The 25568-nt window shown below is 41.5% G+C and carries 26 protein-coding genes; 8 read left to right on the top strand and 18 right to left on the bottom strand.

Annotation, left to right across the window (positions count from 1 at the left end):
• Positions 1-8: 8 nt before the first annotated feature.
• From nqrC to cmk, 5 genes are all read right to left on the bottom strand, one after another.
• On the bottom strand, positions 9-776 hold the full coding sequence (nqrC, locus tag QVH07_RS13285; protein ID WP_290001090.1) for an NADH:ubiquinone reductase (Na(+)-transporting) subunit C: 768 nt from the start codon (positions 774-776) through the stop codon (positions 9-11).
• A complete protein-coding gene (locus QVH07_RS13280; protein ID WP_290001088.1) occupies positions 763-1977 on the bottom strand; it encodes an NADH:ubiquinone reductase (Na(+)-transporting) subunit B in 1215 nt (404 codons plus the stop codon). Before QVH07_RS13280 ends, nqrC begins: the two co-directional genes overlap by 14 nt.
• Positions 1978-1982: 5 nt before the next feature.
• Positions 1983-3338, bottom strand: a complete 1356-nt coding sequence (locus QVH07_RS13275) for a Na(+)-translocating NADH-quinone reductase subunit A (protein WP_290001086.1) — start codon at positions 3336-3338, stop codon at positions 1983-1985.
• Between the two features lie 128 nt (positions 3339-3466).
• Positions 3467-4363 (bottom strand): 4-hydroxy-3-methylbut-2-enyl diphosphate reductase, encoded by an 897-nt coding sequence (locus QVH07_RS13270; protein WP_290001085.1) that lies wholly within the window; start codon positions 4361-4363, stop codon positions 3467-3469.
• Positions 4347-5051, bottom strand: coding sequence for a (d)CMP kinase (gene cmk, locus QVH07_RS13265; RefSeq protein ID WP_290001082.1), 705 nt, complete (start codon positions 5049-5051; stop codon positions 4347-4349). The genes QVH07_RS13270 and cmk overlap by 17 nt, the downstream gene beginning before the upstream one ends.
• A gap of 121 nt (positions 5052-5172) precedes the next feature.
• On the opposite strand from cmk, the gene ade reads away from it, so the two are divergent.
• Positions 5173-6798 (top strand): adenine deaminase, encoded by a 1626-nt coding sequence (ade, locus tag QVH07_RS13260; RefSeq protein WP_290001080.1) that lies wholly within the window; start codon positions 5173-5175, stop codon positions 6796-6798.
• 6 nt (positions 6799-6804) lie between these two features.
• Here ade and QVH07_RS13255 read toward each other — a convergent pair whose 3' ends face one another.
• A complete protein-coding gene (locus QVH07_RS13255; protein ID WP_290001077.1) occupies positions 6805-8385 on the bottom strand; it encodes a peptide chain release factor 3 in 1581 nt (526 codons plus the stop codon).
• Between the two features lie 78 nt (positions 8386-8463).
• Complete coding sequence (locus QVH07_RS13250) at positions 8464-9699, bottom strand: sensor histidine kinase (protein WP_290001075.1); 1236 nt, start codon at positions 9697-9699, stop codon at positions 8464-8466.
• Positions 9700-9843: 144 nt separating this feature from the next.
• Between QVH07_RS13250 and QVH07_RS13245 the strand changes: the two genes are divergently transcribed.
• Positions 9844-10314 (top strand): Dps family protein, encoded by a 471-nt coding sequence (locus QVH07_RS13245; RefSeq protein WP_290001073.1) that lies wholly within the window; start codon positions 9844-9846, stop codon positions 10312-10314.
• A gap of 47 nt (positions 10315-10361) precedes the next feature.
• Here the strand turns inward: QVH07_RS13245 and QVH07_RS13240 are convergent, their stop codons facing one another.
• The 9 genes from QVH07_RS13240 to QVH07_RS13200 all read right to left on the bottom strand — a co-directional run bounded on the left by QVH07_RS13240 (position 10362) and on the right by QVH07_RS13200 (position 18439).
• Positions 10362-11687, bottom strand: coding sequence for an ABC transporter permease (locus tag QVH07_RS13240; RefSeq protein ID WP_290001072.1), 1326 nt, complete (start codon positions 11685-11687; stop codon positions 10362-10364).
• Positions 11680-12576: an ABC transporter ATP-binding protein gene (locus tag QVH07_RS13235; protein WP_290001070.1), complete on the bottom strand. Its 897-nt coding sequence runs from the start codon at positions 12574-12576 to the stop codon at positions 11680-11682. Before QVH07_RS13235 ends, QVH07_RS13240 begins: the two co-directional genes overlap by 8 nt.
• A gap of 3 nt (positions 12577-12579) precedes the next feature.
• Positions 12580-13467, bottom strand: coding sequence for a hypothetical protein (locus QVH07_RS13230; protein ID WP_290001068.1), 888 nt, complete (start codon positions 13465-13467; stop codon positions 12580-12582).
• A 78-nt stretch (positions 13468-13545) separates the two neighbouring features.
• Positions 13546-14658, bottom strand: coding sequence for a molecular chaperone DnaJ (gene dnaJ / locus QVH07_RS13225; RefSeq protein WP_290001066.1), 1113 nt, complete (start codon positions 14656-14658; stop codon positions 13546-13548).
• Between the two features lie 4 nt (positions 14659-14662).
• Positions 14663-15253 carry a nucleotide exchange factor GrpE gene (locus QVH07_RS13220; protein ID WP_290001063.1) on the bottom strand — a complete coding sequence of 197 codons (591 nt, stop codon included), beginning with the start codon at positions 15251-15253 and terminating at the stop codon, positions 14663-14665.
• Positions 15254-15328: 75 nt separating this feature from the next.
• Entirely contained in the window at positions 15329-16324 is a 996-nt protein-coding gene (gene obgE / locus QVH07_RS13215) for a GTPase ObgE (protein WP_290001061.1), read from the bottom strand.
• Positions 16325-16393: 69 nt separating this feature from the next.
• A complete protein-coding gene (locus tag QVH07_RS13210; RefSeq protein ID WP_290001059.1) occupies positions 16394-16966 on the bottom strand; it encodes an adenylate kinase in 573 nt (190 codons plus the stop codon).
• A gap of 15 nt (positions 16967-16981) precedes the next feature.
• Complete coding sequence (hpt, locus tag QVH07_RS13205) at positions 16982-17527, bottom strand: hypoxanthine phosphoribosyltransferase (RefSeq protein ID WP_290001058.1); 546 nt, start codon at positions 17525-17527, stop codon at positions 16982-16984.
• A gap of 3 nt (positions 17528-17530) precedes the next feature.
• Complete coding sequence (locus QVH07_RS13200) at positions 17531-18439, bottom strand: M20/M25/M40 family metallo-hydrolase (RefSeq protein ID WP_290001056.1); 909 nt, start codon at positions 18437-18439, stop codon at positions 17531-17533.
• 170 nt (positions 18440-18609) lie between these two features.
• Between QVH07_RS13200 and QVH07_RS13195 the strand changes: the two genes are divergently transcribed.
• The 5 genes from QVH07_RS13195 to QVH07_RS13175 all read left to right on the top strand — a co-directional run bounded on the left by QVH07_RS13195 (position 18610) and on the right by QVH07_RS13175 (position 23405).
• The gene (locus QVH07_RS13195; protein ID WP_290001054.1) at positions 18610-19896 is read left to right on the top strand and encodes an OmpA family protein; all 1287 of its coding nucleotides are present in this window, start codon (positions 18610-18612) and stop codon (positions 19894-19896) included.
• Between the two features lie 119 nt (positions 19897-20015).
• A complete protein-coding gene (locus tag QVH07_RS13190; RefSeq protein ID WP_290001051.1) occupies positions 20016-21308 on the top strand; it encodes an OmpA family protein in 1293 nt (430 codons plus the stop codon).
• 47 nt (positions 21309-21355) lie between these two features.
• Entirely contained in the window at positions 21356-22000 is a 645-nt protein-coding gene (gene upp / locus QVH07_RS13185) for a uracil phosphoribosyltransferase (protein WP_290001050.1), read from the top strand.
• A 5-nt stretch (positions 22001-22005) separates the two neighbouring features.
• The gene (locus QVH07_RS13180) at positions 22006-22944 is read left to right on the top strand and encodes a calcium/sodium antiporter (protein ID WP_290001048.1); all 939 of its coding nucleotides are present in this window, start codon (positions 22006-22008) and stop codon (positions 22942-22944) included.
• A complete protein-coding gene (locus tag QVH07_RS13175) occupies positions 22941-23405 on the top strand; it encodes a hypothetical protein (RefSeq protein ID WP_290001046.1) in 465 nt (154 codons plus the stop codon). The genes QVH07_RS13180 and QVH07_RS13175 overlap by 4 nt, the downstream gene beginning before the upstream one ends.
• On the opposite strand, the gene sdaAA is transcribed toward QVH07_RS13175, so the two are convergent.
• Positions 23382-24287, bottom strand: coding sequence for an L-serine ammonia-lyase, iron-sulfur-dependent, subunit alpha (gene sdaAA / locus QVH07_RS13170; RefSeq protein ID WP_290001043.1), 906 nt, complete (start codon positions 24285-24287; stop codon positions 23382-23384). The two genes, QVH07_RS13175 and sdaAA, sit on opposite strands and share 24 nt — an antisense overlap.
• A 41-nt stretch (positions 24288-24328) precedes the next feature.
• The gene (locus QVH07_RS13165) at positions 24329-24733 is read right to left on the bottom strand and encodes an OsmC family protein (RefSeq protein WP_290001041.1); all 405 of its coding nucleotides are present in this window, start codon (positions 24731-24733) and stop codon (positions 24329-24331) included.
• 58 nt (positions 24734-24791) lie between these two features.
• Here QVH07_RS13165 and QVH07_RS13160 point away from each other — a divergent pair, with 58 nt between their 5' ends.
• A complete protein-coding gene (locus QVH07_RS13160; RefSeq protein ID WP_290001039.1) occupies positions 24792-25532 on the top strand; it encodes a hypothetical protein in 741 nt (246 codons plus the stop codon).
• Positions 25533-25568 lie beyond the last annotated feature (36 nt).

Raw genomic sequence — 25568 nt, 5'->3', positions numbered from 1 at the left:
GATTAAAATTAATACGCGGCCGCTACCGCATTAGAAGATTTCTTTGACTCAATAAATGGCTTGTAAGCACCAAGATAGTTTTCCAACATGGCATTTACTCCATTTGCCGTAATAGTGGCTCCAGACATTCCATCCACCATGTGAGGATTATCAGAATAATCTTTTCCTTCACCTTTTTGCATGGCAACAGAAACAAGCTCTCCGGAATCATTGAAGATTTCCTTTCCTTGATATCTAGCCTGAACACCAGGCTCGGTAATTCGAGCTCCAAGACCAGGAGTTTCACCCACATGGGAAAGTGTGATACCCCCAATCGTATTCATATCAGTATCTAAAGCCAAGTATCCTGAAATAGCATCCCAAAGACCAGCCCCGAAAACCGGGAAAATATAGGATTCAATGTCAGAATCATTCCCTTCAGCATGGAAGATGAAGACTGGATAAAGTCTATCCTCAGCTGGAAGTTTATAGTTCTTCTCTATGTCTACGGTCTCTGCAGATACTGCCGCTCCATCCTTTTCACTCACCTCTTCACCATTGATATCAACTACCACTGATGCGATTCTTGAGGTGTAAAAAGAATTGATTTCTTCTGGACTCATCGCTGCAATCTCATCTCCTGAAATCACTGCTCCCAAGATCTGCTTTTTCTTATCCAAAGCTTCAGCCTCTTTTTGGAGAGGGCCCAAAACTTGTGAAGTACCAGAAAGTAAGAGTCCTAGAACTACGGTCAAAATGACCGAAAACGTAATGATGTAAGCGTTAGACTGTTGCACGTTGTAACCTCCTTGTTTTATTAGCTTTTACTACGTAGTAATCGATTAGCGGAGCAAATACATTCATAAATAGAACCGCTAACATAATTCCTTCTGGGTATGCAGGATTAGTCACCCGAATGATGACAGTAAGCATCCCAATTAACAAACCATAAATCCATTTTCCAACCTCCGTCTGAGAAGCAGAAACAGGATCCGTGGCCATAAACACTATCCCAAAAGCAATTCCTCCCATTACCCAGTGGTATTGAGGTGGCATTGCCATAAATTCATTAACGGCGAATAAGTTCATCACCAAACCCATCAAATAAGCTCCTGCAAAGCCAGAAACGATAATCTTCCAACTTGCTACGCCTGTTCCAATCAGAATGGCTGCACCTAACAAGGCCATCAAAGTTGATGTTTCTCCAATTGATCCTGGAATCCAACCAATGAACATGTTCATAAAGCTGAACATATCGGATCCAAGTACAGTATTGTGACCGGCTAATGCTTGCTCAACAGGTACATTATCAACACCTGCGTTATAGGCTACCGCCAAAGCTGTTGCTCCAGAGAAACCATCCACTGCGGTCTTTTCTCCAAGGTAAGTCCAAACCTGATCACCTGAAATCTGAGCTGGATAGGCGAAATACAAAAACGCTCTCGCTGTCATCGCCACGTTTAGGATGTTCATTCCAGTTCCCCCAAATACCTCCTTAGCGATTACCACGGCGAAAATAGTCGCTAAAGCAACTTGCCAAAGTGGTGTAGTAGCAGGTACAATCAAAGGAATCAGCATTCCCGTTACAAGGAAACCTTCATTAATCGGGTGCTTTCTGATAACTGCAAAAGCCGCTTCAACAAGACCACCTGCTGCATAAGCCACGATTACTATGGGTAGAACCAATTGAAGACCTATCCAAAGTTTATCTCCGAAGTTATCCCAAAGGGCTGCTGTCTCTCCAACAGCCAGCAAATGCTGATGCCCGGTGTTATAAATCCCGAATAGCAAACAAGGAATCATGGCCACCACTACGGTGATCATCATTCTCTTCAGATCTATTGCATCCTTCACCTGTGCACCTTTGACACCAGTGGTATGATTTGGGCTGAAAAGGAATGTCTCTCCCGCCTCAAATGCGTAATAGAATTGTTCAAGCTTTCCACCCTTTTCGAAAAGGGGCTTTTGCTTGTCCATTAAATCTCTTAGAAATTTCATATGGGTTAACTGTATTGAATTAAATCTAAACCTTCTCTCACTAGCTTCTGAACTGGGTGCTTAGAAACATCTACAAACTCACAAAGTGCCAAATCTTCCTCAACGACCTCATAAATTCCTAGCTCTTCCATTTCATCAAAATCTTCTGCCATGATGGCTTTCAAAAGATAAACGGGAAGAATATCCATTGGGGTAACTGATTCAAAAACACCTGTTTGTACAAATGCTCTTTCCTCTCCACGACCATTGGTATCAAGCACATACTCTTTCTTCGGATTAAGGAATGAAAGCAAACCAAGCGCTCTGTGGTAACTAAGTTTATTAGTTGTAGGCTTTGCCCATCCTAAAAACTCATAGTAATCACCTTCAGGTATAACGGTAATTTGATTATGATAAAATCCAAGGAAACCTGACATATCGATTTTCTCCCCTGTCAGAACGTTTCCTGAGATCACCCTAACGTGCCCGGAATTAAGATTTCCTTTCACGTATGGTGTCACACAAGCTCCTGCGATGGTTTTCACATAAGCTGTTTTAGTTAACTCTGATCCGGTTATGGCGATAACCTTAGAGGCATCGTAAACTCCACCGATGATGAAACGACCTATCTGAGCTACTCCGGCTGGACTTACAGTCCATGCTATTTCGCCCTTATTGATAGGATCAAGATGATGGATTTGAATTCCAACATTACCAGCTGGGTGTGGACCGGAGAATTTGTTGATCTCCACATTTTTTAACCCCGCAAAAACGTCCGGGGTATTTTTGCTTCCATCCACATTTAGGTGAACTTTCCCCGAGGTAAGCTTTGCCAGAGCATCAATTCCAGCCTGTAAAGCTTCAGCCTGACCTTGCAAGGCAAAACCAAAATCCGGAGCCAATGGATGAGTATCAAATGCTGAAATGAAAATAGCTTTAGGAGTATCCTCCGGATTAGCGACTATTCCGAATGGTCTTTGGATGATATTTGGCCAAACACCGCTTTCTGCCATGGCTGACACTAAATCCTCCCGGCTGATGGAATCAAGATCAACAGAATCAAATTTCTCCTGTTCATTCTTACCATCAGACTTGATGACGATTTCAAGAAGTTTTCTTCTGGCTCCCCTTTTCACGTCAATAACTTCACCAGAAACCGGAGAAGCATATTTGACTTGATCCATGGCCTTATCAAACAAAATAGGCGTACCGGCTTTCACCTGATCACCTACATCGACTGTGACTTTTGGCCTTTGGATACCGATAAAATCGGTGGGCTTGATTGCGTATGTTTCGGGAGTGCTAAACTCTGCCAGCTCCTGCTTCGCTTTTCCAGCAAGATTGATGTCGAAACCCTTCTTCAGTTTGACTACTTTTGACATATATATTTAGAGTTCTCTAAGTCGTTGAAAAACGCCACAAACTTAATAAATAACCTTTTATTAAAGTCCTATATCCTGTAATATGTTTGATCTTTTATTGGAGCGGTCTAAAGTTTATAAGTTCAGAATCAGGCGGGAAGTAAATCTTCCGCCAAACTTTCCACTTTTTCCTTAACCTGATCCATTAACCAGCGAGGCGTAGAAGTGGCTCCGCAAATTCCAACCTTATCCTCAGACTGTAACCATTCAGGCCTTATTTCATCCTCATTTTCAATGAAATAACTTCTTGGATTTTGACTTAGACAAACCTGATAAAGCGCTTTTCCATTCGAACTCTTCTTACCGGAAACAAAAAGTATCACATCATTTTCCTGTGAAAACTTAAATAACTGTGGTTCCCGATTTGATACCTGCCGACAGATAGAGTCGTTTGAATTAAAATCCAATTGGGTTAATTCTCCTTTTTCGGCTTTGATCCTATCTTCGATTTTTTGAGAAATAGCATAGAAGCCTTTCGTACTTTTCGTGGTTTGGCTGAAAAGGGTCACTGGCCGAGAGTAGTCAATTTTGTCCAAATCTTCGTCTTCCATGACCACTATAGCCTTTTCCAAAGTCTGACCAGTTAATCCTATTACCTCCGCATGACCTTTTTTGCCATAAATCACGATCTGCCCATTTTCTCTCTCCATCTTATCGAAGGCCGATTTAACTCTATGCTGCAATTTTAAAACTACAGGACAGCTCGCATCTATCAGCTCAATATTGTTTTCTATGGCCATTTTATACGTCTCAGGTGGTTCACCGTGGGCACGGATCAGGACCTTGCAGTCCTTCAACTCGCCGAGCTCTTCTCGGTCAATAATGATCAGACCTTTTTCTGCCAGCCTTTTCACCTCCATCGCGTTATGGACGATGTCTCCCAGGCAATAAAGTCTATCACCATTTTCCATTTCATCCTCAGCCATTTTTATGGCGAACTCTACGCCAAAGCAATAGCCAGAATTATCGTCAATTCTTACTTGCATAAGTTTCTTCTTTTTCAATTCTTTCCCTCGCCAGATCAATTACAAAATTGACCTGATCTTCAAACTTCAACTCACTCGTATCCAACTCCACCGCGTCTTCCATCTTCACTAAAGGACTCTCCTCTCTGGAAGAATCTAATTTATCTCTCTCGGCAAGGTTCTTCTGGATCTCTTTTAAGGAATAAACGCCCCCATCGGCAGAGAGTTCCCGAAGTCTCCGCTTTGCGCGGGTCTCTAGGTCCGCAGTCATGTATACCTTTAAGGCTGCATCGGGAAATACCACTGAACCAATATCCCTTCCATCCATTACCACGCCTTTTGCGGCTCCTAACTTTCTCTGCTGAGCCACCATGGCTTCCCGGATTAATTTAACCGCAGCTACTTTACTTACAGATTTTGATACTTCCATCTGTCGAATCTGAGCCTCCACATTCTCTCCATTCAGAAAAGTCAATTGACTGCCATCCTCAGGATTCAATCTGAACTCTATATCCACATTTTCTAATGCCCTTGAAACCGATTCTGCGTCTCCTAAATCAAATGGATTTTGTAAGTAATAATAGGTGACAGCCCGATACATGGCCCCGGAATCGAGGTAGGTATAACCGAGGCTTTTTGCAACAGCTTTAGCCGTAGAGCTCTTTCCACACCCACTCTGCCCATCTATTGCGATCACGATTTTACCCATGAAAAAGTCTCTGTTTCTACGTTTTAATTTCAGGGCAAATATAGTAGTTTTAATCCAATTGCTATTTCAGATAAGGCTTTTCTAAAATGGCCTCAAACTCCCAAACCTCTTTAATCCATCTATGAAAATACAGGGCCAATTAGTCGATTTACACTCACGGGAAATTTTTACCGCTGAAGTAGAAGTACAGCACAAAAAGATCAAATCCCTCACCAGAATACCTGAAAATAAAGACTTACCTTTTTTGATGCCTGGATTTATTGATGCTCACGTGCACGTGGAGTCTTCCATGCTTGTACCTTCTGAATTTGCTAGACTAGCGGTAGTCCATGGCACTGTAGCAACTATTTCGGATCCACATGAAATTGCAAATGTCTGCGGGGTCGAGGGGGTGGAATATATGATTAGCAATGGCAACCAGGTTCCCTTTAAATTCTATTTCGGCGCTCCTTCTTGCGTTCCTGCCACTCCTTTTGAAACAGCTGGTGGAGAAATCGATTCTACTGGAATCGAAAAACTGATGAGGCGTAATGAAATTCATTATCTGGCGGAAATGATGAATTGGCCGGGCACAGTCAATCAAGATTCTGTGGTGATGGAGAAAATCCGAATTGCGAAAAAATATGGTAAGCCCATAGACGGACATGCTCCAGGCCTTAAAGGCGAATTGGCGGAGACATATGTGAAAGCCGGTCCAAGTACAGACCATGAGTGCTTTACCTATGAGGAGGCTTTGGGAAAAGTAAAATTGGGAATGAAAATCGCCATTAGGGAAGGCTCCGCTGCCAAAAACTTTGAGGCGCTAATTGACCTTATCGATGACTATCCCGAGATGATTATGTTTTGCTCGGACGATAAGCACCCGGACAACCTTGCCGTGGGTCATATCAATGAATTGGCAGCTCGTGCTATCGCAAAAGGAAAAGACTTATTCGATGTGCTTAAAGCAGCCTGCCTCACTCCGATACAACATTACTCCTTAGCAGTAGGTCAGCTTAGGGAGGGAGATCCAGCAGATTTCATTCTAGTCAAGGATCTGGTAAAATTTGAGGTACTTACTACTTATGTAAATGGAGAAAAGGTAACCGAAAACGGAAAGACGCTGATTAGAAGCGTAAAAAATGAAATCATCAATAATTTCAATTGCCTTCCCAAGATGGCCGAAGGCTTCTTGCTTAAAGCTGCCAGCAGCAAAGTTCGGGTCATAGAAGCGGTCGATGGGCAGCTAATCACCCCGGAAGCCCAGGGGGAAATTTTGATAAAAAACGGCTATGCCGAATCAAATCCGGAAAGTGATATTCTCAAAATCACAGTGGTCAATCGGTATCAAGATGCTCCACCGGCCGTGGCTTTTATCAAAAACTTTGGGCTTAAATCTGGAGCGATTGCTTCCTCGGTAGGACACGACTCTCATAACATTATTGCGGTAGGGATAGAAAATGAATCGATTTGCAGAGCGGTTAATCTGATCATCAAAGCAAAAGGTGGTGTTTCAGCTGTGGACGGGAATAAAGAAGAAATTCTTCCTTTACCAGTCGGCGGGATTATGTCTGCCTCCGATGGCTATGAAGTGGCAGAAGCCTACACCAAAATTGACAAAATGGCCAAGGAAATGGGATCAAAACTCAACTCTCCTTTTATGACTCTAAGCTTTATGGCTTTACTGGTTATCCCAGACCTGAAGCTAAGTGATAAGGGGCTTTTTGATGGAAAGAGGTTTGAGTTTTCCGATCTTTTTTTGGATTAATATCTACTAACCCTCTGAAGTAAAGTGAAAATCGATCTCAGGGTAATTGTCCTGGACCATCTGGAGCCATGCTTTGGATTCAGCCATAAAGACTAGCTTGCCATCCCTATCTTTTGCAATATGGCGACTTTTTGATCGGGCAAACTCTTCCAGTTGAGCTTTGTCCTTACTACTGATCCAGCATGCCTTGTAGAGATTCATCGGGCGAAAATCGACTGTAGCATTGTATTCGTTTTTGAGTCGAAACTGGATTACCTCAAACTGAAGTTGACCAACGGTTCCTACCACCTTTCTCGAGCCTATGTCAAAGGTGAAAAGCTGTGCCACTCCCTCTTCCATAAGTTGTTTCAGACCTTTTTCAAGTTGCTTGGTTTTCATCGCATCCTTATTGATGACCTCTCGAAAGATCTCAGGAGAAAAACTCGGAATTCCCACGAACTTAAGGTCTTCACCATCAGTAAGCGAATCTCCGATTTTAAGATTACCGGTATCGTATAATCCCACAATGTCGCCTGGATAGGCCTGATCAATGATTTCCTTATCCTGCGCCATGAACTGAGTGACATTTGAAAAACGCAAAGGCTTTGAACCCAGCACATGATTGTAGGGCTTATTTCTTTCAAAAGTTCCCGAACAAATCCGCATGAATGCGATACGGTTTCGGTGGTTTGGGTCCATGTTTGCATGGATTTTAAATACAAAGCCCGAGAAATTTTTCTCCTCAGGTAAAACTTCTCTCTCTTCGGTATTTCTGCTTTTAGGCTTTGGAGCTATGCGAATAAAAGTATCCAGCATCTCATTCACCCCGAAATTATTTACAGCTGACCCGAAGAACACAGGAGCAACTTTACCCTCGAGATATTCATTCACATCAAATTCCGGATACACGCCCTCAATCAGTTCCACATCTTCCCGAAGTTGATCAGCATTATTACCACCTATTAAATCATCCAATTTAGAATCATCAAGGTTTTTAAAGGTCTGACGGTCATCCGAAAGCTGCCTTTGAGATGGAGTGAATAGATTTAACTGCTGATCATAAAGATTATACACCCCCTTAAAACTTTTGCCCATACCGATCGGCCAGGTCAGAGGCCGAACACTGATATTCAACTTTTCCTCCACTTCATCCAGCAGATCGTAAGGATCCCTTCCTTCTCTATCAAGCTTATTGATAAAGCAGATTACCGGGGTATTCCTCATCCGACAGACCTCCATTAGCTTTTCGGTCTGAATCTCCACACCTTTCACACAGTCGATAACCATAATTACGGAATCTACAGCAGTAAGCGTACGGTAGGTATCCTCGGCAAAATCCTGGTGACCCGGGGTATCCAAAAGGTTAATTTTCATATTCTGATACTCGAAACCCATCACCGAGGTAGCCACCGAGATCCCTCTCTGCTTTTCTATTTCCATCCAGTCGGACTTGGTAGCCGTATCGATTTTATTCGACTTGACGGCACCTGCAGTCTGGATGGCTCCGCCAAAAAGAAGCAGCTTTTCAGTCAGGGTAGTCTTACCGGCATCCGGGTGAGCGATGATGGCAAAAGTTCTTCTTTTGTTGATTTCCTGAGTAAGATTCATGGGTGTCAGAATTGAGGTGCAAAGGTAATCAAAAATGAGCGAAGGAGCTCATGCAATTCTAAATCGAAAAGTGTAAGGTTAATATTCTAAGAGGCCGTCAGTAATGAACTGCTCTGCGCCTTCCAAACTGCTGTGAAGAACAATCCTAAAGGTGGTTCCTTTTCCGAGTTCTGAAGATTTGACAAAAATTTTCCCTCCATGATATCCTTCGATGATTCTTTTGGCGAGGGTCAGCCCTAAACCCCAACCTCTCTGTCTGGTGGAGAATCCGGGATTAAACACTTTTTTAAACATGGCCTTCTCCATTCCTTTACCCGTATCCTGGATATCGATCAGAACGAACTTATCGCTATCCTGAAGAATATTGATATTGATCCGCCCCACCCCTTTCATGGCGTCCACGGCATTTTTGCATATGTTTTCAATCACCCACTCGAAGAGTGGTTTATTCATCATCGCCTCAAGATCTCTAGCATCCGCATTGATTTCCAGTTCGACCTTTGTAGATATTCGAGGCCGTAGATAATTGATGGTCTCTTCTATGCTATCATAAAGATTTTCAGATTTAATGTCAGGCTTACTGCCAATAGAGCTGAAGCGTTCTGTGACCATTCGGAGTTTGACCACATCCTTATCCATCTCCTGAATTATCTCCTTATTTTCCTCCCAAACCGGGGAGTTTCTCAGGTAATCGATCCAAGCCATAAGAGAGGCTATCGGGGTCCCAAGCTGATGTGCAGTTTCCTTGGTAAGTCCCGCCCAAACTCTGTTTTGCTCTGCAATTCTACTTTGGTTAAACAGGGTGTATGCCAAAATCCCAAAAATCAATATAACCGCCAACTGAATGTAAGGGTAATATTTAAGGTTTAGGAGGAGCTCAGAGTTTCGGAAATAAATTTGAATATCGGCCTCCTGAAGATAAATAGGATCATATTCCTCTCTCATTTCGGCAAGCTCAGCTTGCAAAGTTTTTAGCGAATCCTGCTGGGTTGCATTTTTCTTAAAATTGATATTTCGAAATTCAATTGGGTTTTCATTCGCATCCACCATAATAATAGGGATGGAGTAGTTTTGCTGGATGATTTCCTGGTTTATAAAGGTCAAACCTTCGGCCGTCGTGGCGGCATATTCAAGAGCCGAGGAAAGAAGTTCTATTTGACGCCGTTCCCGGTTTCGAAGCTCCTCTACCAACCGACTGGTATACCAGATCGACCCTGCACCAATCACCATGGAAACCAAAAAAACCAGCCATTTTACCTGCTTTCTATTTTGGTAGAAGTCAATGGAAGTTAAGTCCTGAAAGCGATTTTTCATTCAATACAAATAAGCTTGCGATACCTACCCATAAACTTTCCCGCCCAATAGATATTATGATTTGGACATAGATTTTATCATTGGGAGGTATGGCACCTTTGTTGACCAATTTAAGTTATTAGAGAAGATCAAAAAATTGAAATTATGAAAACAAATGATATTGGGTTAGAAGAAAAGGAAAGTAAAGCCTTAATTCCACAGTTGAATACCCTGCTGGCAAATTATCAGATTTACTACCAGAATCTAAGAAACTTTCACTGGAACGTGAGTGGTTCGAATTTCTTTGAGCTTCATGCGAAGTTTGAAGAGTTATACACCACCGCAAATGAAAGTGTAGACGAAGTGGCTGAAAGAATATTGACTTTAGGAGGAAGACCATTGTCCTCTTATGGAGAATACATTGAAGCTGCCACCATCACTGAAGCAGGTGTTGTTGAGGATTCCGTAAAAATGGTTTCTGAAATAAGAGCGAATTTGAATGTTTTATTGGACATCGAAAGATCCGTATTGGATGCTGCTTCAGAGCAAGGAGATGAAGGTACAGTTACTTTGATGAGTGACTATATTACCGCTAAGGAAAAAGTGGTATGGATGCTTTCAGCATACTTGAGATAAAGAGCTAGTGCCCCAAAAATAAAAATCCCGGTCAAGCCGGGATTTTTTTATTCGCTAGATTTAATCCATTTCCAGAGAAGCTTATAACTTGGCTTAGTCCCGTGCATGAGAATACCTATTCGGTATATTTTGGCGGCTATCCAGGTAGTAGCAAGAAATCCCAGAACAAGGAGCCCCATCGAAAGCAAAAGTTCATACCAGGGAACCCCATAGCTCACTCGTCCCATCATTCCTATAGGAGAAGAGAGTGGAATAATCGACAACCAAAAAGAAGTCGTACTATTTGGATCATTTAAGACAAAAACAAACAATCCCATATAGGCTACTAAAAGAGGAATTGTCACGGGAAACATAAACTGCTGGGCCTCTGAAGGAGCGTCGACAGCCGAACCAATGGCAGCGAACAATGCCCCATACAAGAGATATCCTCCCAAAAAATAAAACACAAAACTTAGGGTAATGGTAAAGAAATCAATTCCATTGATTACCTGAAGGATTTCAGCTACATCACTATTTACAGGAACTGCTTCTGAAAATTCCTCGGTGGGCATATCCTGAGCGGCAAGCTCCATGGCTTGCTCCTGAGGTAGTTGCATACCAAGATAGCCTGTAACAAGGGTTGTCAAACCTCCGATTAGAATAATCCAGATTAAGAATTGGGTGAGACCTACTCCAGCCACGCCTATAATTTTGCCCATCATTAGCTGGAAAGGTTTGATGGATGACACCAAGATCTCGATAATACGATTCGACTTTTCCTCAATCACACCCTGCATGATCTGATTGCCGTAAATGAAAATGAACATATAAATCAGAATCCCTGCAACAAATCCTATCCCATAGTTTACCGCGGCATTACTTACGGATTCGGTTCCTTCATCATCCAGACGAATGGACCGTATGGAGATATCCGTCCTTATTTCTGAAATAATCTTTGGATCTATCCCGCTTTGCAAAAGGCGCTGTTCCTCAATTTTCTTTCTCAGGCGATTCTCTAACCGCATGATGAAATTCATGTTCGGATTATCCTCTCCATAATAAACTACCCCTTGAGGATCTGTGAGATCAATTTTTGGGATATATAAAAATCCGTACCTGTCTCCATCCTGAACCAACTTCTTCCCTTCTTCAAGGGTCGCATCAGAAAACGAAAATGCATATTGCTCTGAGCTTTCGAGGAAGAAAAGGTCATTCTCATCGACCACCTCAATGATCCTCAAGGCTTGGCTTCCCCTTTCTTCTACAGCCAGCCATACAATGACCCCCATCAAGGCTGGAAAAATCAAAGGAGTAAGCAAAGTGGCAAGTAAAAAGGATTTCTTTTTTACCCTTGCGAGGTACTCCCGTTTGATGACGAGCCAAATCTTATCCATTTTCTGCTGATTTTACTTGATGAATAAAAATCTCTTCCATAGTTGGTTTGACTTCGTCAAATTGAGTTACCTGACCCAGGGACATGAATTTGGAAAGTAATTGATTGGGAGTACCTCCGTTAAGGCTGGTTTTAAAATGCCATTCACCGGGAGCTATTTCCACGGCTCCAAACTCCAGTGGCAATCCTTCTTGAATATCTGCCAGTGTCACTTCAAAAATTTCTGGTTTAAAGCTATTCTTGACTTCCCGAATGGGCCCATCCAGAATTTTCCTCGACTGGTTGATCATCGCAACCCGATCACAGAGCAACTCCACAGATTCCATCCTGTGCGTACTCAGAATGATTGTGGTTCCCTTATTTTTGAGACCGATTATTTCATTTTTGATTATTTCGGCATTTACGGGATCAAAACCAGAAAACGGTTCATCCAAAATCAAAAGCCTGGGTTCATGAATTATGGTAGCAATGAATTGAATTTTTTGAGCCATCCCTTTCGAGAGATCTTCAATTTTCTTTGACTTCCAGGACGCAATTTCCAGCTTGTCCATCCAATGGTTTACTCTTGACTTGGCCTCATCCAAACTCAAACCTTTTAGCCTGGCAAAGTAAATTAACTGATCCCAGACCTTCATTTTTTTGTACAGACCACGCTCTTCGGGGAGGTAGCCTATTTTTCGGATATCGGCTGGGGAAATTTTTTGACCTTCAAGAAATATTTCTCCTTTGTCTGCTTCAATAATTTGATTGATTATTCGGATAAGGGTTGTTTTACCAGCTCCGTTTGGTCCTAATAACCCAAAAATCACACCCTCAGGAACCGACAGGTCTATATCTGTAAGGGCTTGTTTATTTCCGAAAGCTTTAGAAAGGTCCTTGATTTCAAGCATGAATTAATCAATTACGATAGACCCAACACCTACATCCAGGGTGAGTTCTAAAAGTCTAGGGTCATCTTCTTTATAGCCCTTTGTGGTGTAAACATTCTCCTCAATCTTCTTTAAAAATTTTGGCATGCTCATCCTGCACATCGGAGTTGTCTTTACTTTAATTTTTATTGGGTAGGATTCAGAAGGCAAATGCAAATTTAATGTTCCAGCTCCTAAAGCGGCTATCACATCGCAAGAAGAACTCATCCCTTCCCCGAAATCAAGATTGATTTTGCCGTAGCTCACATCGACAATAATCTTTTTAGAATTGGTGAAATTTGCCTGCGGAATATCTACTTTTCCCATGTCCAGTGTCACCAAAAGGGTATCCATCTGAATCTTATTGGGTTCGTCTTCACCATAAAAAATAATCACATCAGAACTGGCACTTTCAATTTTTAGATTCGTGATGGGCAGCATTGCCAAGTCAAAGTTAGACTGGCCCATTCCAAGCAAAAAGTGTAAATCATAGAGGAAATTCGAGTTTAGACCCAGGTCCCAGGTATGGTCAAAATCGTTTCCACTACCTGAAAAAAGCTTGGAAGTGATACTCTTTCCCAGGTTATCTGATTCTACATTTTTATGGACTAGAGAAACTTCCATCACATCCCTATTAATAGAATTCGAGAAGTCTGGAAGAATATTTGTTTCTGTCAGATGACCATGGATACTCACGGGGTCTGAATCTAAAACCCTCTTGAGGTGAGTAACACTTTTATACGATGTAAAATCTAGTTTAACTATGTTAAACCCTGTCCTCTGCGTGACGTGATACTCTTTTACAATTTGGGCCTGGGAAAGCGTCTCCAAACTCACAATACCCAAAATAAGCAGACAGAGTTTTTTCAGCATACGGATAGGTTACGACTCGACCTACAAAAGGTTTTTAAATCTATAAAAAAAGCCAGAATTTCTTCTGGCCTCACAATTTTAGAAAAATTCCTTCATTTTATCGAAGAACGTTTTCTCTGATCTTCCTGGATCAGGCTTGAAATTTTCCGAACCTCTCATTCCTTCAAGTGCATCTTTCTCCTCTTTATTGAGTTGAGTCGGAGTCCACACATTCACCATGATCAATTGATCACCTCTGGAGTAACCATTAATATCTTTAATTCCCTTTCCTTTCAGTCTAAGCATTTTTCCGCTTTGGGTCCCAGGTTCAACTTTGATCTTAACCTTGCCGTCAATGGTTGGTACCTCCACGGAAGCGCCCAAAGCTGCGTCGACAAAGGAAATGTAAAGATCATAGATCACATTATTACCTTCCCTCTGAAAAGTAGATTCCTCAATCTCCTCAATGACAATCAGCAAATCCCCGGCTATTCCACCTGGAATTTCGTTACCCTTTCCTGACATGCTGAGTTGCATCCCCTCAGCCACACCTCCTGGGATATTAATCGGAATTACTTCCTCCTTAGCAATCAAGCCTCTGGCATCCGCTCCTGCTGGTCGCTTATCGACAATTTGGCCACTTCCTCCACAGACCGTACAGGTAGTGGCAGAAACCATTTGGCCAAGCATGGTGTTCATCACCTTTTTTATTTGCCCGGTTCCCTGACAAGTGGAGCAGGTTTTAAACGTCACACCATCAGCCACCACATTTCGCTTTACCTTTATTTTCTTCTCAACTCCATTGGCAATTTCTTGAAGATTCAGTTTTAGCTTAACACGAAGATTCGTGCCTTTTTTCGTTCGTCGGCTACCGCCTCCGCCCCCACCAAAGAAGGAACCGAATCCGCCTCCGCCTCCGAAAATATCTCCGAATTGGGAGAAAATATCCTCCATGTTCATACCTCCACCGCCGAATCCGCCGGCACCTCCTACTCCCTGATGACCAAATTGATCATATCGCTGCTTTTTCTCAGGATTGCTAAGCACCTCATATGCTTCAGCAGCTTCTTTAAATTTCTCTTCGGCTTTGGTATCATTCGGGTTTTTATCCGGATGATATTTAATGGCTAATTTTCGGTAGGCTTTTTTTATCTCCTCTGCAGATGCAGATTTATCCACTCCAAGTACCTCGTAATAATCTCTCTTCGTCATATCCTTATGCTCCTGTTACCACTTTTGCAAATCGAACCACCCTATCCCCGAGTGTGTATCCTTTTTCAATTACATCTATCACTTTCCCCTTCATATCCTCAGATGGTGCAGGAATCTGGGTAATAGCCTCCTGAGTATCCGGATCAAAAGGCTTACCAATCATATCCTCCATAGGCTTCAACCCCTTAGAATTTAGAATCTTAAGTAGCTTTTGGAAGACGATTCGATTTCCTTCGAGAACTTTTGTAGCATCTTCTTCATTCTCGTTCGCTTTGAAAGCTCTCTCAAAATCGTCCACGGCCGGCAAAAGATCTACGAGAAGCTCTTGGGATGCGGTAGAAATCATTTCGATTCTTTCTTTCGCTGTTCTTTTTCGGAAATTCTCAAAGTCTGAATATAGCCGAAGATACTTCTCCTTTAATTCAGCTACTTCTTTTTCGAGTTTCACCTCAAGAGACACTTCCTCATCCTGAACTTCTTGATTTTCGTCCTGAGCGATTTCATCTTGATTCTCAGTTGAATCTTTATCAAGTAATATTTCTTCCTGGAACTCCTGTTCCTTTATTTCTTTTTCCACTTTCTTATTCTTTGTCATTTTACTAAACCATTCAAGTTAGTCTCCTGCATTGATCAATTTGTTTGCCACGCCTTCTTTTCTGACAAAGTGACATCATGTCGCGTGAATTGACTGCCAAATTAAATCCTTCAGTGCATCCAGATTAAACTGGCTCACCGAAGAAATGAATAAGGAGGATACGTCTTTTGGAACCTCTTTCTTCATCTCCTCCATTAATTCTTCATCTAGCATGTCAGACTTCGTAATAGCAAGTATCCTTGCTTTATCAAGGAGCTCTGGATTATGTTTTTCCAACTCATTTAATAGAATACGATAGTGCTCCTCAATACTTGGAGCATCAGCAGGAACCATGAAAAGCAAAATAGAATTCCTCTCGATATGTCTTAAAAACCTTAAGCCTAAACCTTTGCCTTCGGCTGCCCCTTCTATGATCCCTGGGATATCCGCCATCACGAAGGATTTATCATCCCGATAGCTTACTACTCCAAGGTTTGGGACCAAAGTGGTGAAAGGATAATCAGCTATCTCCGGTTTAGCTGCTGAGATGGAGCTAAGGAGGGTGGACTTGCCTGCATTTGGAAAACCAACCAAACCTACATCTGCCAAAAGCTTTAATTCGAGAATAATCCACTCCTCAATCCCATCTTCACCCGGCTGAGCATAGTGTGGTGCCTGATTTGTGGATGTTTTGAAATGGTCATTTCCAAGACCTCCTCGGCCACCTCGGGTCAAAATTACCTCCTGACCATCTTCGGTGATCTCAGTTCGAAATTCCATGGTTTCTGCATCTCGAGCTACTGTACCCAGTGGAACGTCTAGTATCACATCGTTTCCATCAGCTCCTTTTCTGCGTCCTCCCTCTCCTCGCTTTCCCGATTCGGCGATCACATGTTTCTTATATTTAAGGTGAAGCAAAGTCCAGTGCTGAGCATTACCTCTTAGTATAATATGGCCACCCCGTCCCCCATCTCCTCCATCTGGTCCCCCTTTGGGAACATGCTTTTCTCTACGGAAATGAGCTGCACCTGCTCCTCCAGATCCAGATCTGGAGCAAAACTTGACGTAATCGATGAAATTTGAGTCTGCCATGGTATAAACGAAAAAGGCCAAGCAAAAGCTTAGCCTCTATGATTTACAAAATTAATAAAATATGCTCGTTCAATAAGAATCTACCACGGAGGTTATTTTTCTAAAGATCTCATCAATTGCGCCTACCCCATGTATTTTTTGGTATTTGCCCTGTTTTTGATAAAAATCTGCCACGGGCAAGGTCTCATCAAGATAAACCTTAATTCTGGTGGATATTTTTTCATCATCCTGATCGTCCGCGCGACCTGAGGTTTTTCCTCTTTCCTTAATTCTTTGGCGCAAAATATCTTCTTCCACTTCCAAAGCAATCATTCCGGCAATATTTAATCCATGCTTTTCAAGCATTTCGTCTAGTGCTTCTGCCTGGGCCGTGGTTCTTGGAAATCCATCGAAAATAAATCCTTTAGCGTCTTTAGTGGAGTTGATTTTGTCCTCCACCATTTGAATGACCACTTCATCGGGCACCAGACGACCTTCATTCATATATTTCTTGGCAAGCTGACCTAAATCTGTTCCTTCGCCCAAATGCTTTCGGAATAAATCACCCGTGGAAAGGTGGGTCAAACCATAATAATTAATCAACTTTTCACTCTGTGTCCCTTTACCTGCTCCAGGAGGGCCAAATAATACAATGTTTAACATTCCTTGCTTAGATTATTAATCTGGTGTTTGAATCTGATAAATGGCAGGGAGGTTCCTCCCGAGTTCATCATAGTCTAATCCAAAACCGACGACAAATTTATTCGGAATTTCAAAACCGACATAATTTAGAGGATAATTAAACGCGAAAGCTTCTGGTTTATACAGTAAAGTGGCTATGGAAACCGAATTAGCTCCCTTTTCGCCTATCATCTTTTGAAGTTCAAAAAGGGTTTTTCCTGTATCCACAATATCTTCTACCAAAATCACATCCTTACCTTTTACATCTGGTAAAAAATCTTTTCCAACCTGCACCGTACCGGAGGATTTTGCTCCTATGTAAGATGATGCCCTTATCGTTCCAAGTTCAAGAGGTAATTCTATCGACCTTATCAAGTCAGCTAAAAAGATCATGGCTCCATTTAATACACCTATTATTATTAAGTCCTTCTTCTGGTAATCCTCTGTGATCTGATTTCCTAAGGATTTTATCCGATCCCGGATTTCTAGGTCTTTTATAAATAGCTCAAAATTATGCCCGTGAAGATTTATCAAATTTTCCATTCCTTAAAGTTTTGCCATCAAGTACTGATACATTTTGAGCATCGAATCCAAATCTTTTAGAGAAACCTTCTCATTTGGAGAGTGTACATTATCCTCTGCTGCACCTATAAAACACCAATCTATGGCATATTCTGAATTTTGTATTTCACGACCATCGCTCCCTCCAGAACCTTCCACCTCTAATTGAAAAGGAATCCCGCTCTCCCGTGCAAGCCCGATCACCTTATTGATAAAACTTCTTCGGGGGATATTCCGATCTCTAACAGATATAACCACCCCTTCATGATGACTAACCCCTTCAGTAATCCAGGTAATATCTGATACCAAAGCTTGCCTGATTGGAGAATTACTTTGAATAAATTTTAAAAGAAAAGGAACACTACCTCCTCCGTGTTCTTCATAAGTACTAAAAACTATCCAACCATTTTCCAGATTCTCAGCTAACTTCAAACAATTATAAACTCCCAATCTATTATCCAAATACGCTGCCTGAATAAATTCTTCATCTATTCTAATATCCTGATAATAGGATAAACAAGTTCCAATATCAGTTTTTCTGGGAAAATCATGTTCCAGATTTCCATCAACCTCTCGAACCGTACATTTAATGCTACCCAAGGAGTCTTCCCCCACCACAATAGTTGAATCTCCAAAATCGGGACCTCCCACAGCTACAAGCTGATTTTGGTACCGAGTCATAAAGCCTATGGTATCAATATGTGCAAAAACCGCTGTTCGCGGCTTACCAAACTTCAGAATTATACAATCCTGAAGTTCATCACCTGAAAATATGTCTGGACAAACCTTCCAGGCATCTTTTCGTTTGTGGATATAATTAAGAATCAGATTTTTAGTTTCAGATTCATCACCAGATATACCTCTAGACCTTAATAATTCAAATAATATTTCCATATTGGCATAAAATGTGTTATAATTTTGAAGAAAGCGGCAATTTCTTAAACAATTATTTGGCTTGTAGAATTATCAATTAAATTATTCATCTAGATTTGCAATAAGTTAAAAGTTTATAAATTTGTACCCACATCAATCAACGCTTAAAATTTGAACAAAAATTTTTTGTTATGAAAAAACTAATACTCTCAACAATTTTGGCTGCAGCGGTAGCCATTGGAGCAAATGCTCAGAAAGAATTCGACAGATGGTCTCTTGAGATCAATGGAGGATTTAACAAGCCTATGGCTCCTCTTACTCCTGGTTACCTATCTCCCACATTAAACCTTGGACATGTCGATTTTGGTGCTCGATATATGTTCAATGAAAAATTCGGAGCCAAGCTTGATTACGGTTTTGGATCATTCCAGGAAGCAGGAGGCGATTCGCAAAGCCCAACCTTCGATACAAAATATACCACCCTTAGACTTCAAGGTGTAATTAATCTTGGAAGGGTTCTTAACTTCGAATCTTTCTCTAGAACATTTGGAGTACTTTTCCACGCTGGTGGAGGCATCGGTACAGTTAATCCAGAAGAAAATCTTTATAATGATTTTACTGATGATGTATATCAAATCGTCGTTGGTGTTACTCCACAGATTAAATTAAACAATTGGTTAGCCCTTACTGGTGACATTTCAACTATCATGAATGGTCGTCAGACGGTTGCTTTTGATGGTGCGTCAGTAATCAGACCATCTCAAGACAATGGATTCTTTGGAGCAAACGCAACTTGGTGGACTGGTACTCTTGGCCTTAACTTCTATCTTGGAGGAGCTGAAGAGCATGCTGATTGGTATATCGCAGCTGACAAATATGTCACCAAGGACGAATTGGCCTCTCAGATCAATAGTATCAAGGATATGCTAAAGGATTCAGACGGAGACGGTGTTCCAGATTATCTTGACACTGAACCAAATACTCCAGCTGGAGCAAGAGTTAACTCTATGGGAGCAACCATTGATTCTGACGGAGACGGTATACCTGATCATCTTGATAACTGTCCATTCCTTCCTGGTCCTGCATCTCAAAACGGATGTCCTACTGAAGAAGTAATTGAGCAGGTTGATTTCTTGAGAAGAGCTATCAACGATGGGTATGTTAATGTTTACTTCCCATTTGACAGCGATAAGCCTCAGACTTACTCACTTTCTGGTGCTCAGTATGTAGCTAACTTCCTTAATAAGAACCCAGGTGTAGAAATCGAGGTTCAAGGATATGCTGATGAATTAGGACCTGAAGACTACAACATGGAACTTTCAGAAAGAAGAGCTAAAGCAGTTTATGATCTACTAATAGCTGCTGGTGTTGATGCATCTAGGCTTTCTTATAAAGGATACGGAGAAGACACTTCTGTAGATCCTGACTCAGATAACGCAAGACAAATGACTAGAAGAGCAAGCTTCTTGATAAAATAATTTCCAAGTCATTTAGATTTTTAAAGCCCGGTATTTCCGGGCTTTCTTTTTTTGGTCAAAACTGAAAGAAATGGCTTAAGAATTGCATATAATTGTGCGCTTAAATCACCCCTTGTTATATGCAAAAATTACTTATTACTCTGGTTGCCATTTCGGTAATCCAGATAGCTAATGCTCAGGATTCCTTTAATCGTTGGTCTTTAGAAACCAATTTTGGTTTAAATAAACCGATGGGACCATTAACCCCAGGCTATTTATCTCCTACCCTAAATATTGGGCACATCGATTTCGGTGTACGATATATGTTTAATGAAAAGTTCGGAGTCAAAGGAGATGCTGGTTTCGGCTCATTTTCGGAAGCAAATGGGGTCAGTCCCGTTTTCAACACTAACTATCTTCGTGTAAATGTTCAAGGTGTTCTTAACCTTGGTCGCGTTCTTAATTTTGAGTCATTTTCAAGAAGACTTGGACTTTTGGGGCATATGGGGGCAGGTTTTGGAAGAATGAGCTTTGATCAAACCATTTTAAATACCCAACCAGATTATCACTATAATATTATAACTGGGGCTACTGCTCAGTTTAAACTTAGCAACCATGTTGCTCTCACGAGTGATTTATCAGTTATCGTAAATGGAAGGCAGACTTATACTTTTGACGGGAATGAATTCAATGCACCATTCCAACCAGCAAACAATCAAAACCCGTTTGTCCATGCCACTGGTACCTGGTGGACTGGTACCCTTGGAGTGAATTTTTACTTTGGGAAAGAAGAAGAACATGCTGACTGGTACATTGCAGCTGATAAATATGTGACCAGGGAAGAACTAAATAGCCAGATCAATGAGCTTAAAGACATGCTTAAAGATAGTGATGGTGACGGAGTACCGGATTATTTGGATGCAGAACCGAATACTCCTTCTGGTGCAAGGGTAAGTTTCAAGGGAATTACGCTGGATTCAGATCAAGATGGGATTTCTGATCATGAGGATAAATGCCCATTCCTCCCAGGTCCTTCTGCAAATGGCGGTTGTCCTACAGAGGAAATTATCGAGCAAATTGATTTCTTAAATAGAGCAATTGCTGATGGGTATGTAAATGTCTATTTCGGATTTAACAGCTCATCTCCCCAGTCATACTCGATTTCAGCCATTCAATATGTGAGTAATTTCATTAAGAAGAATCCAACTACTCAAATCGAAATCATGGGCTATGCCGACGAGATTGGGGCCGAAGACTACAACATGAAGCTTTCTGAAAGTCGGGCAAAAAGCGTTTACGATTTATTAATAGCTTCAGGAGTCCCCAGCGAGAAGCTCTCCTATAAAGGATATGGAGAGGATTCCAGTGTGGATAAAAATTCGGAGGATGCTAGGCAGCTGGCAAGGAGAGTAAGCTTCAGAATAATTAAATAGATAAAACCCGACCTTTTAATTGGTCGGGTTTTATTTTAATTTTCGCAATGTTCATTTTGAACCAAAAAGCATCGATCGCAGGAGATATTCTCAGGGAACTGAGGGATGAAAACCTGCAAAAGGACAGACGCAGATTCAGGGAAAATCTTACGAAAATTGGATTTTTGTTGGGTTACGAACTGTCAAAATCTCTTTCATTTAGTCCAAAGGAAGTACAAACGCCCCTTGGAAAAGCTGTAGAAAAAACCTGTGATTCTGATCTTGTATTGGTTTGCCTCTTGAGGGCCTCATTACCATTTTATCAGGGCTTTCTACAATGCTTTCCAGAAGCAGAATCCGCATTTATCGGAGTGAAGAGACTTGAAAATAAAATCACTGAAGTAGAAATTGATTTAGGTTACTTAGCCACTGCAGATTTTGACCAAAAGGAACTTGTCATCTGTGATCCTATGTTAGCTTCGGGAAAATCGATTTATCATTCAATTAATGAACTTTTGAAGCTAGGCACTCCAAGTAAAATTTACATTGCTAGTGCTTTTGCCGCTCCTGAAGGCATTAACTACCTAAAAACAAACTTATCCCTTCCTTTTGATTTATGGTTGGGAAGTCTGGAGGAAGGGCTTAATAAAAAGTCCTTTATAGTACCTGGTCTCGGTGATGCGGGTGATTTAGCCTTTGGCGAAAAAATATAAAATAAATGCTCCCATACCTTCTTTTGATTTTAGGCTTAGCCGTCCTCCTTTACGGAGGCAAAATTTTGGTGGATGGTTCTACTGCCGTGGCAGCTAAACTGGGCATGAGTGCAGGTCTAATAGGACTGACGGTGGTAGCCTTTGGAACATCAGCCCCTGAGCTCATTGTCAGCGTAAATGCTGCGATAAAAGGTAATGGAGATATTTCCATAGGGAATGTGGTCGGTTCAAATATTGCCAATATTGGAATGGTCCTTGGCATAAGTGGGATTTTTTATCCCATTTTGATTCGAAGGTCTGTTCTTCGATTTGATTATCCGGCAACTCTCATCATTACTCTACTTTTCTTTGGGCTCAGCTATAATCTGATGATCGGATTGTGGGAGGGTTTAGTTTTATTTGGACTTTTCATTCTGCTTAATTGGTATCTTTTCAAAAGTAGTAGTAAAGGGAGCGATGAGGATCCGGAAGTAGTTGAAGAGATAGAAAGCGTCAAAGATTACAGTTGGTTTATGGCAATTTCTCTCATTCTTGGAGGAGTTTTCGGCCTTTACATTGGATCCGAATTGATGGTTGAGAACGCGATAACCATTTCCAGGCAATTCGGTATTTCGGAGCGGGTAATTGGGGTTACGGTCATTGCAATTGGCACAAGTCTTCCTGAGCTTATTACTTCTATCATGGCAGCTTTGGCTAAAAAAACAGATATGGCAATCGGGAATATTTTAGGCAGCAACATGATGAATATCCTATCTATAATAGGAATAACGGCCATTATTAAACCAATCCCTGTTTCACCTGAATTCATCCACACAGACTATTTATGGATGATCGGTTTTACACTTATTCTCTTTCCTTTAATTCGAACCAGAATGAAAGTCTCTAAAATCGAAGGATTCATTCTGTTTGCTGGTTATGTAGGATATATTATCTACGTCATATGAGTGAATCCTTCTTGACCTTTTTAGGAATTTATTTCCTCTGCTGGTTCAAATTCATTTCTGGACCGCTATTGGGTTCATTGGCTGGCTATGGGGTAGGTAAAACTATCCTAGTGACTGTCACTGGAACGATGAGCAGTGTATTCGTTTTTACCTTTGTCGGGCAATACTTAAAAAAACTTTGGAATCACTATTTCCCCAAACCCAAGTTCACCAAACGAAATAGGGATATCATTAAGATTTGGAATAAGTTTGGTCAGCTCGGGATAGCCTTTTTAACCCCCCTCATCCTGACCCCAATCGGCGGTACTTTGATTTTGGTATCCTTCGGGACAAAGAGAAGGAGAATCTATTTTCATATGCTTTGGAGCAGTACCATGTGGTCAACCATCTTTGCGTTTACCATCGACAATATCCTGGCTATTCCTTTTTTCGAAAACCTACTCCTCCAGGGAATCGGGTAAAATTTCGATATCTTGAATCAATACTCTTTTCGAAATTTCCTGTCCTGTTAAGGTCGCAGCAAGTCCACCCATGGCAGTTTCCTTGTACCGGCTCTCCATGGAGGAACCTATCTCACCCATGGCTTCAACACATTCATCTACAGGAATAACCGCACTTACATCGGAAAGCGCAATTTGAGCGGAACTGAAGGCGATTGATGCCGCAGAAGCATTTCTAACCACGCAGGGGACTTCCACCAAACCAGCTACAGGATCGCAAACTAACCCAAGCATACATTGAATGGTGATCGCGACGGCATTAAAAACTTGATCCACATTTCCACCCAAACAATAAACAATGGCACCAGAAGCCATGGCAGCAGCTGAACCAGTTTCTGCTTGGCAACCCCCGACTGCTCCAGCCAGACTAGCTTTTTCTTCTATGATCAAAGCTATTCCCGCTCCGACTAAAAGACCATCAACGACCTGTTCATCAGAAAGCGAATGAATATCCTGTAAGGTTACCAAAGTACCCGGTAGAATTCCAGACGCTCCAGCGGTGGGAGCAGCTACTACTCTACCCATACAAGAATTTACCTCTTTTGCCGCCAAGGCTCGTGAAATTAGCTTTTGGAATTCAGGAGAGAGGACAGTTAATGGGTTATTAAAAACTTTCTTTGCTCCGTTATTGATCATTCCCGAGCGGGAAGACATCTCTTCCCTTAAGCCTGTTTCGACCGCCTCCTTCATTACCTCATAGGCTTTGGTGATTCCTGTAAGGATTTCTTCACGGCTTCTACCCTTTTGATCTATTTCATATTCCAAAACGGAATCTGGAAGGGAAAGCTCATGCTTTTGAAGGTAAGACTTCCAGCCTGAAAAGCTAGTGAATAAGTAACTCATGGTGTTTGGGTTTATTTTGAAACTAGAACCAAAAACTCATCCTAAAAGTTGAATATCACTGTTTGTTTTATATCCGGATGGAGACTTAGAGCCACAGGACAGGTTTTGGCACCATTTTTCATTTTTTTGATCAATTTTTCATCTTCAAAAGGCTGATCCCAATTAAATTCAATGATGATTTCGGCTATTTTTCTGGGATTCGATTGCATTGCTTTGGTCACCTCCCAAGATAACCCTTCCATGTCCTGGCCCTCTCTCCTTGCGATGATTCCCATAATCGTAACCATACAACTCCCAAGGGCTCCCGCCACGGTGTCTGTGGGAGAAAAGGCCTCACCTCTCCCATTATTATCAAGTGGTGCATCAGAAATAATTGTATCCTGACTTGCGATATGGACTGATTTTGTCCTTAATTCACCTAAATACGAACTTTTTATAGTGCTCATAAACTCTTACTTTTAAAATTCAGTTATAATATCTGTGATCAAAGCTAATCCATTAAATATGCAGATACGAAATAGCCTCAGAATAGCTTTGGCCTTCTGCCTCTGTTTCCTGATTCTCTCAGCTGCCCACGCCCAACGGGACGATGTAGGTAATTATGAATATGACAAAGAAATCCTGTTTGGCCTAAATAAAAATACAAATGGTGGTCTAATTGGAGGGTTTGTAGTCAAGGTGGGTACAAAAATCACGGATGATCAATTGAGCTTTTGGGCTGTAGAACTCTCAAATGTCAAAAATCCAAAAGAAGTTAGATACAATACAGTTTTAGGCAATAGTTACATCTTTGGGAAGTCCAATTATTTATACTCTATCCGCCCCCAATACGGTAGAGAGATTCAGCTTTTCAAAAAAGCCCCAAATCAGGGTGTTCAGGTGTCAGTACTTGGCGCGATTGGACCTTCACTGGGTTTAATCGCCCCCTATTACATAGAATATGCAGTAAACCGACTAGAAACTGTCACCGAGCAGTATGACCCCGAAATTCATCAGAGCCGGTTCAATATTTTGGGTACAGGAGCTCTTTTCCAAGGTTTAGGGCAGTCTGAATTTGCATTCGGAGCTAATGCCAAAGCAGCTGTCTCATTCGAATTTGGAGTGTTTAAGAGCAATGTGACAGGATTGGAACTTGGCTACATGCTTGAGGGTTTCACTAAAGAAATTCCTTTAATCCCAACTACTGAAAACCGACAGTTATTTCAGTCAGTTTATTTTACCTTTTATTACGGCTTCAGGCAGTAATTAAAAGTTGGGTTTTGAAGGATGCAATTTTACCTT

The sequence above is a fragment of the Algoriphagus sediminis genome, assembly GCF_030403435.1.
Lineage (GTDB): Bacteria > Bacteroidota > Bacteroidia > Cytophagales > Cyclobacteriaceae > Algoriphagus > Algoriphagus sediminis.
The sequence above is the reverse complement of the archived record's forward strand: the minus strand, read 5'-3'. Positions and strand labels throughout refer to the sequence as shown.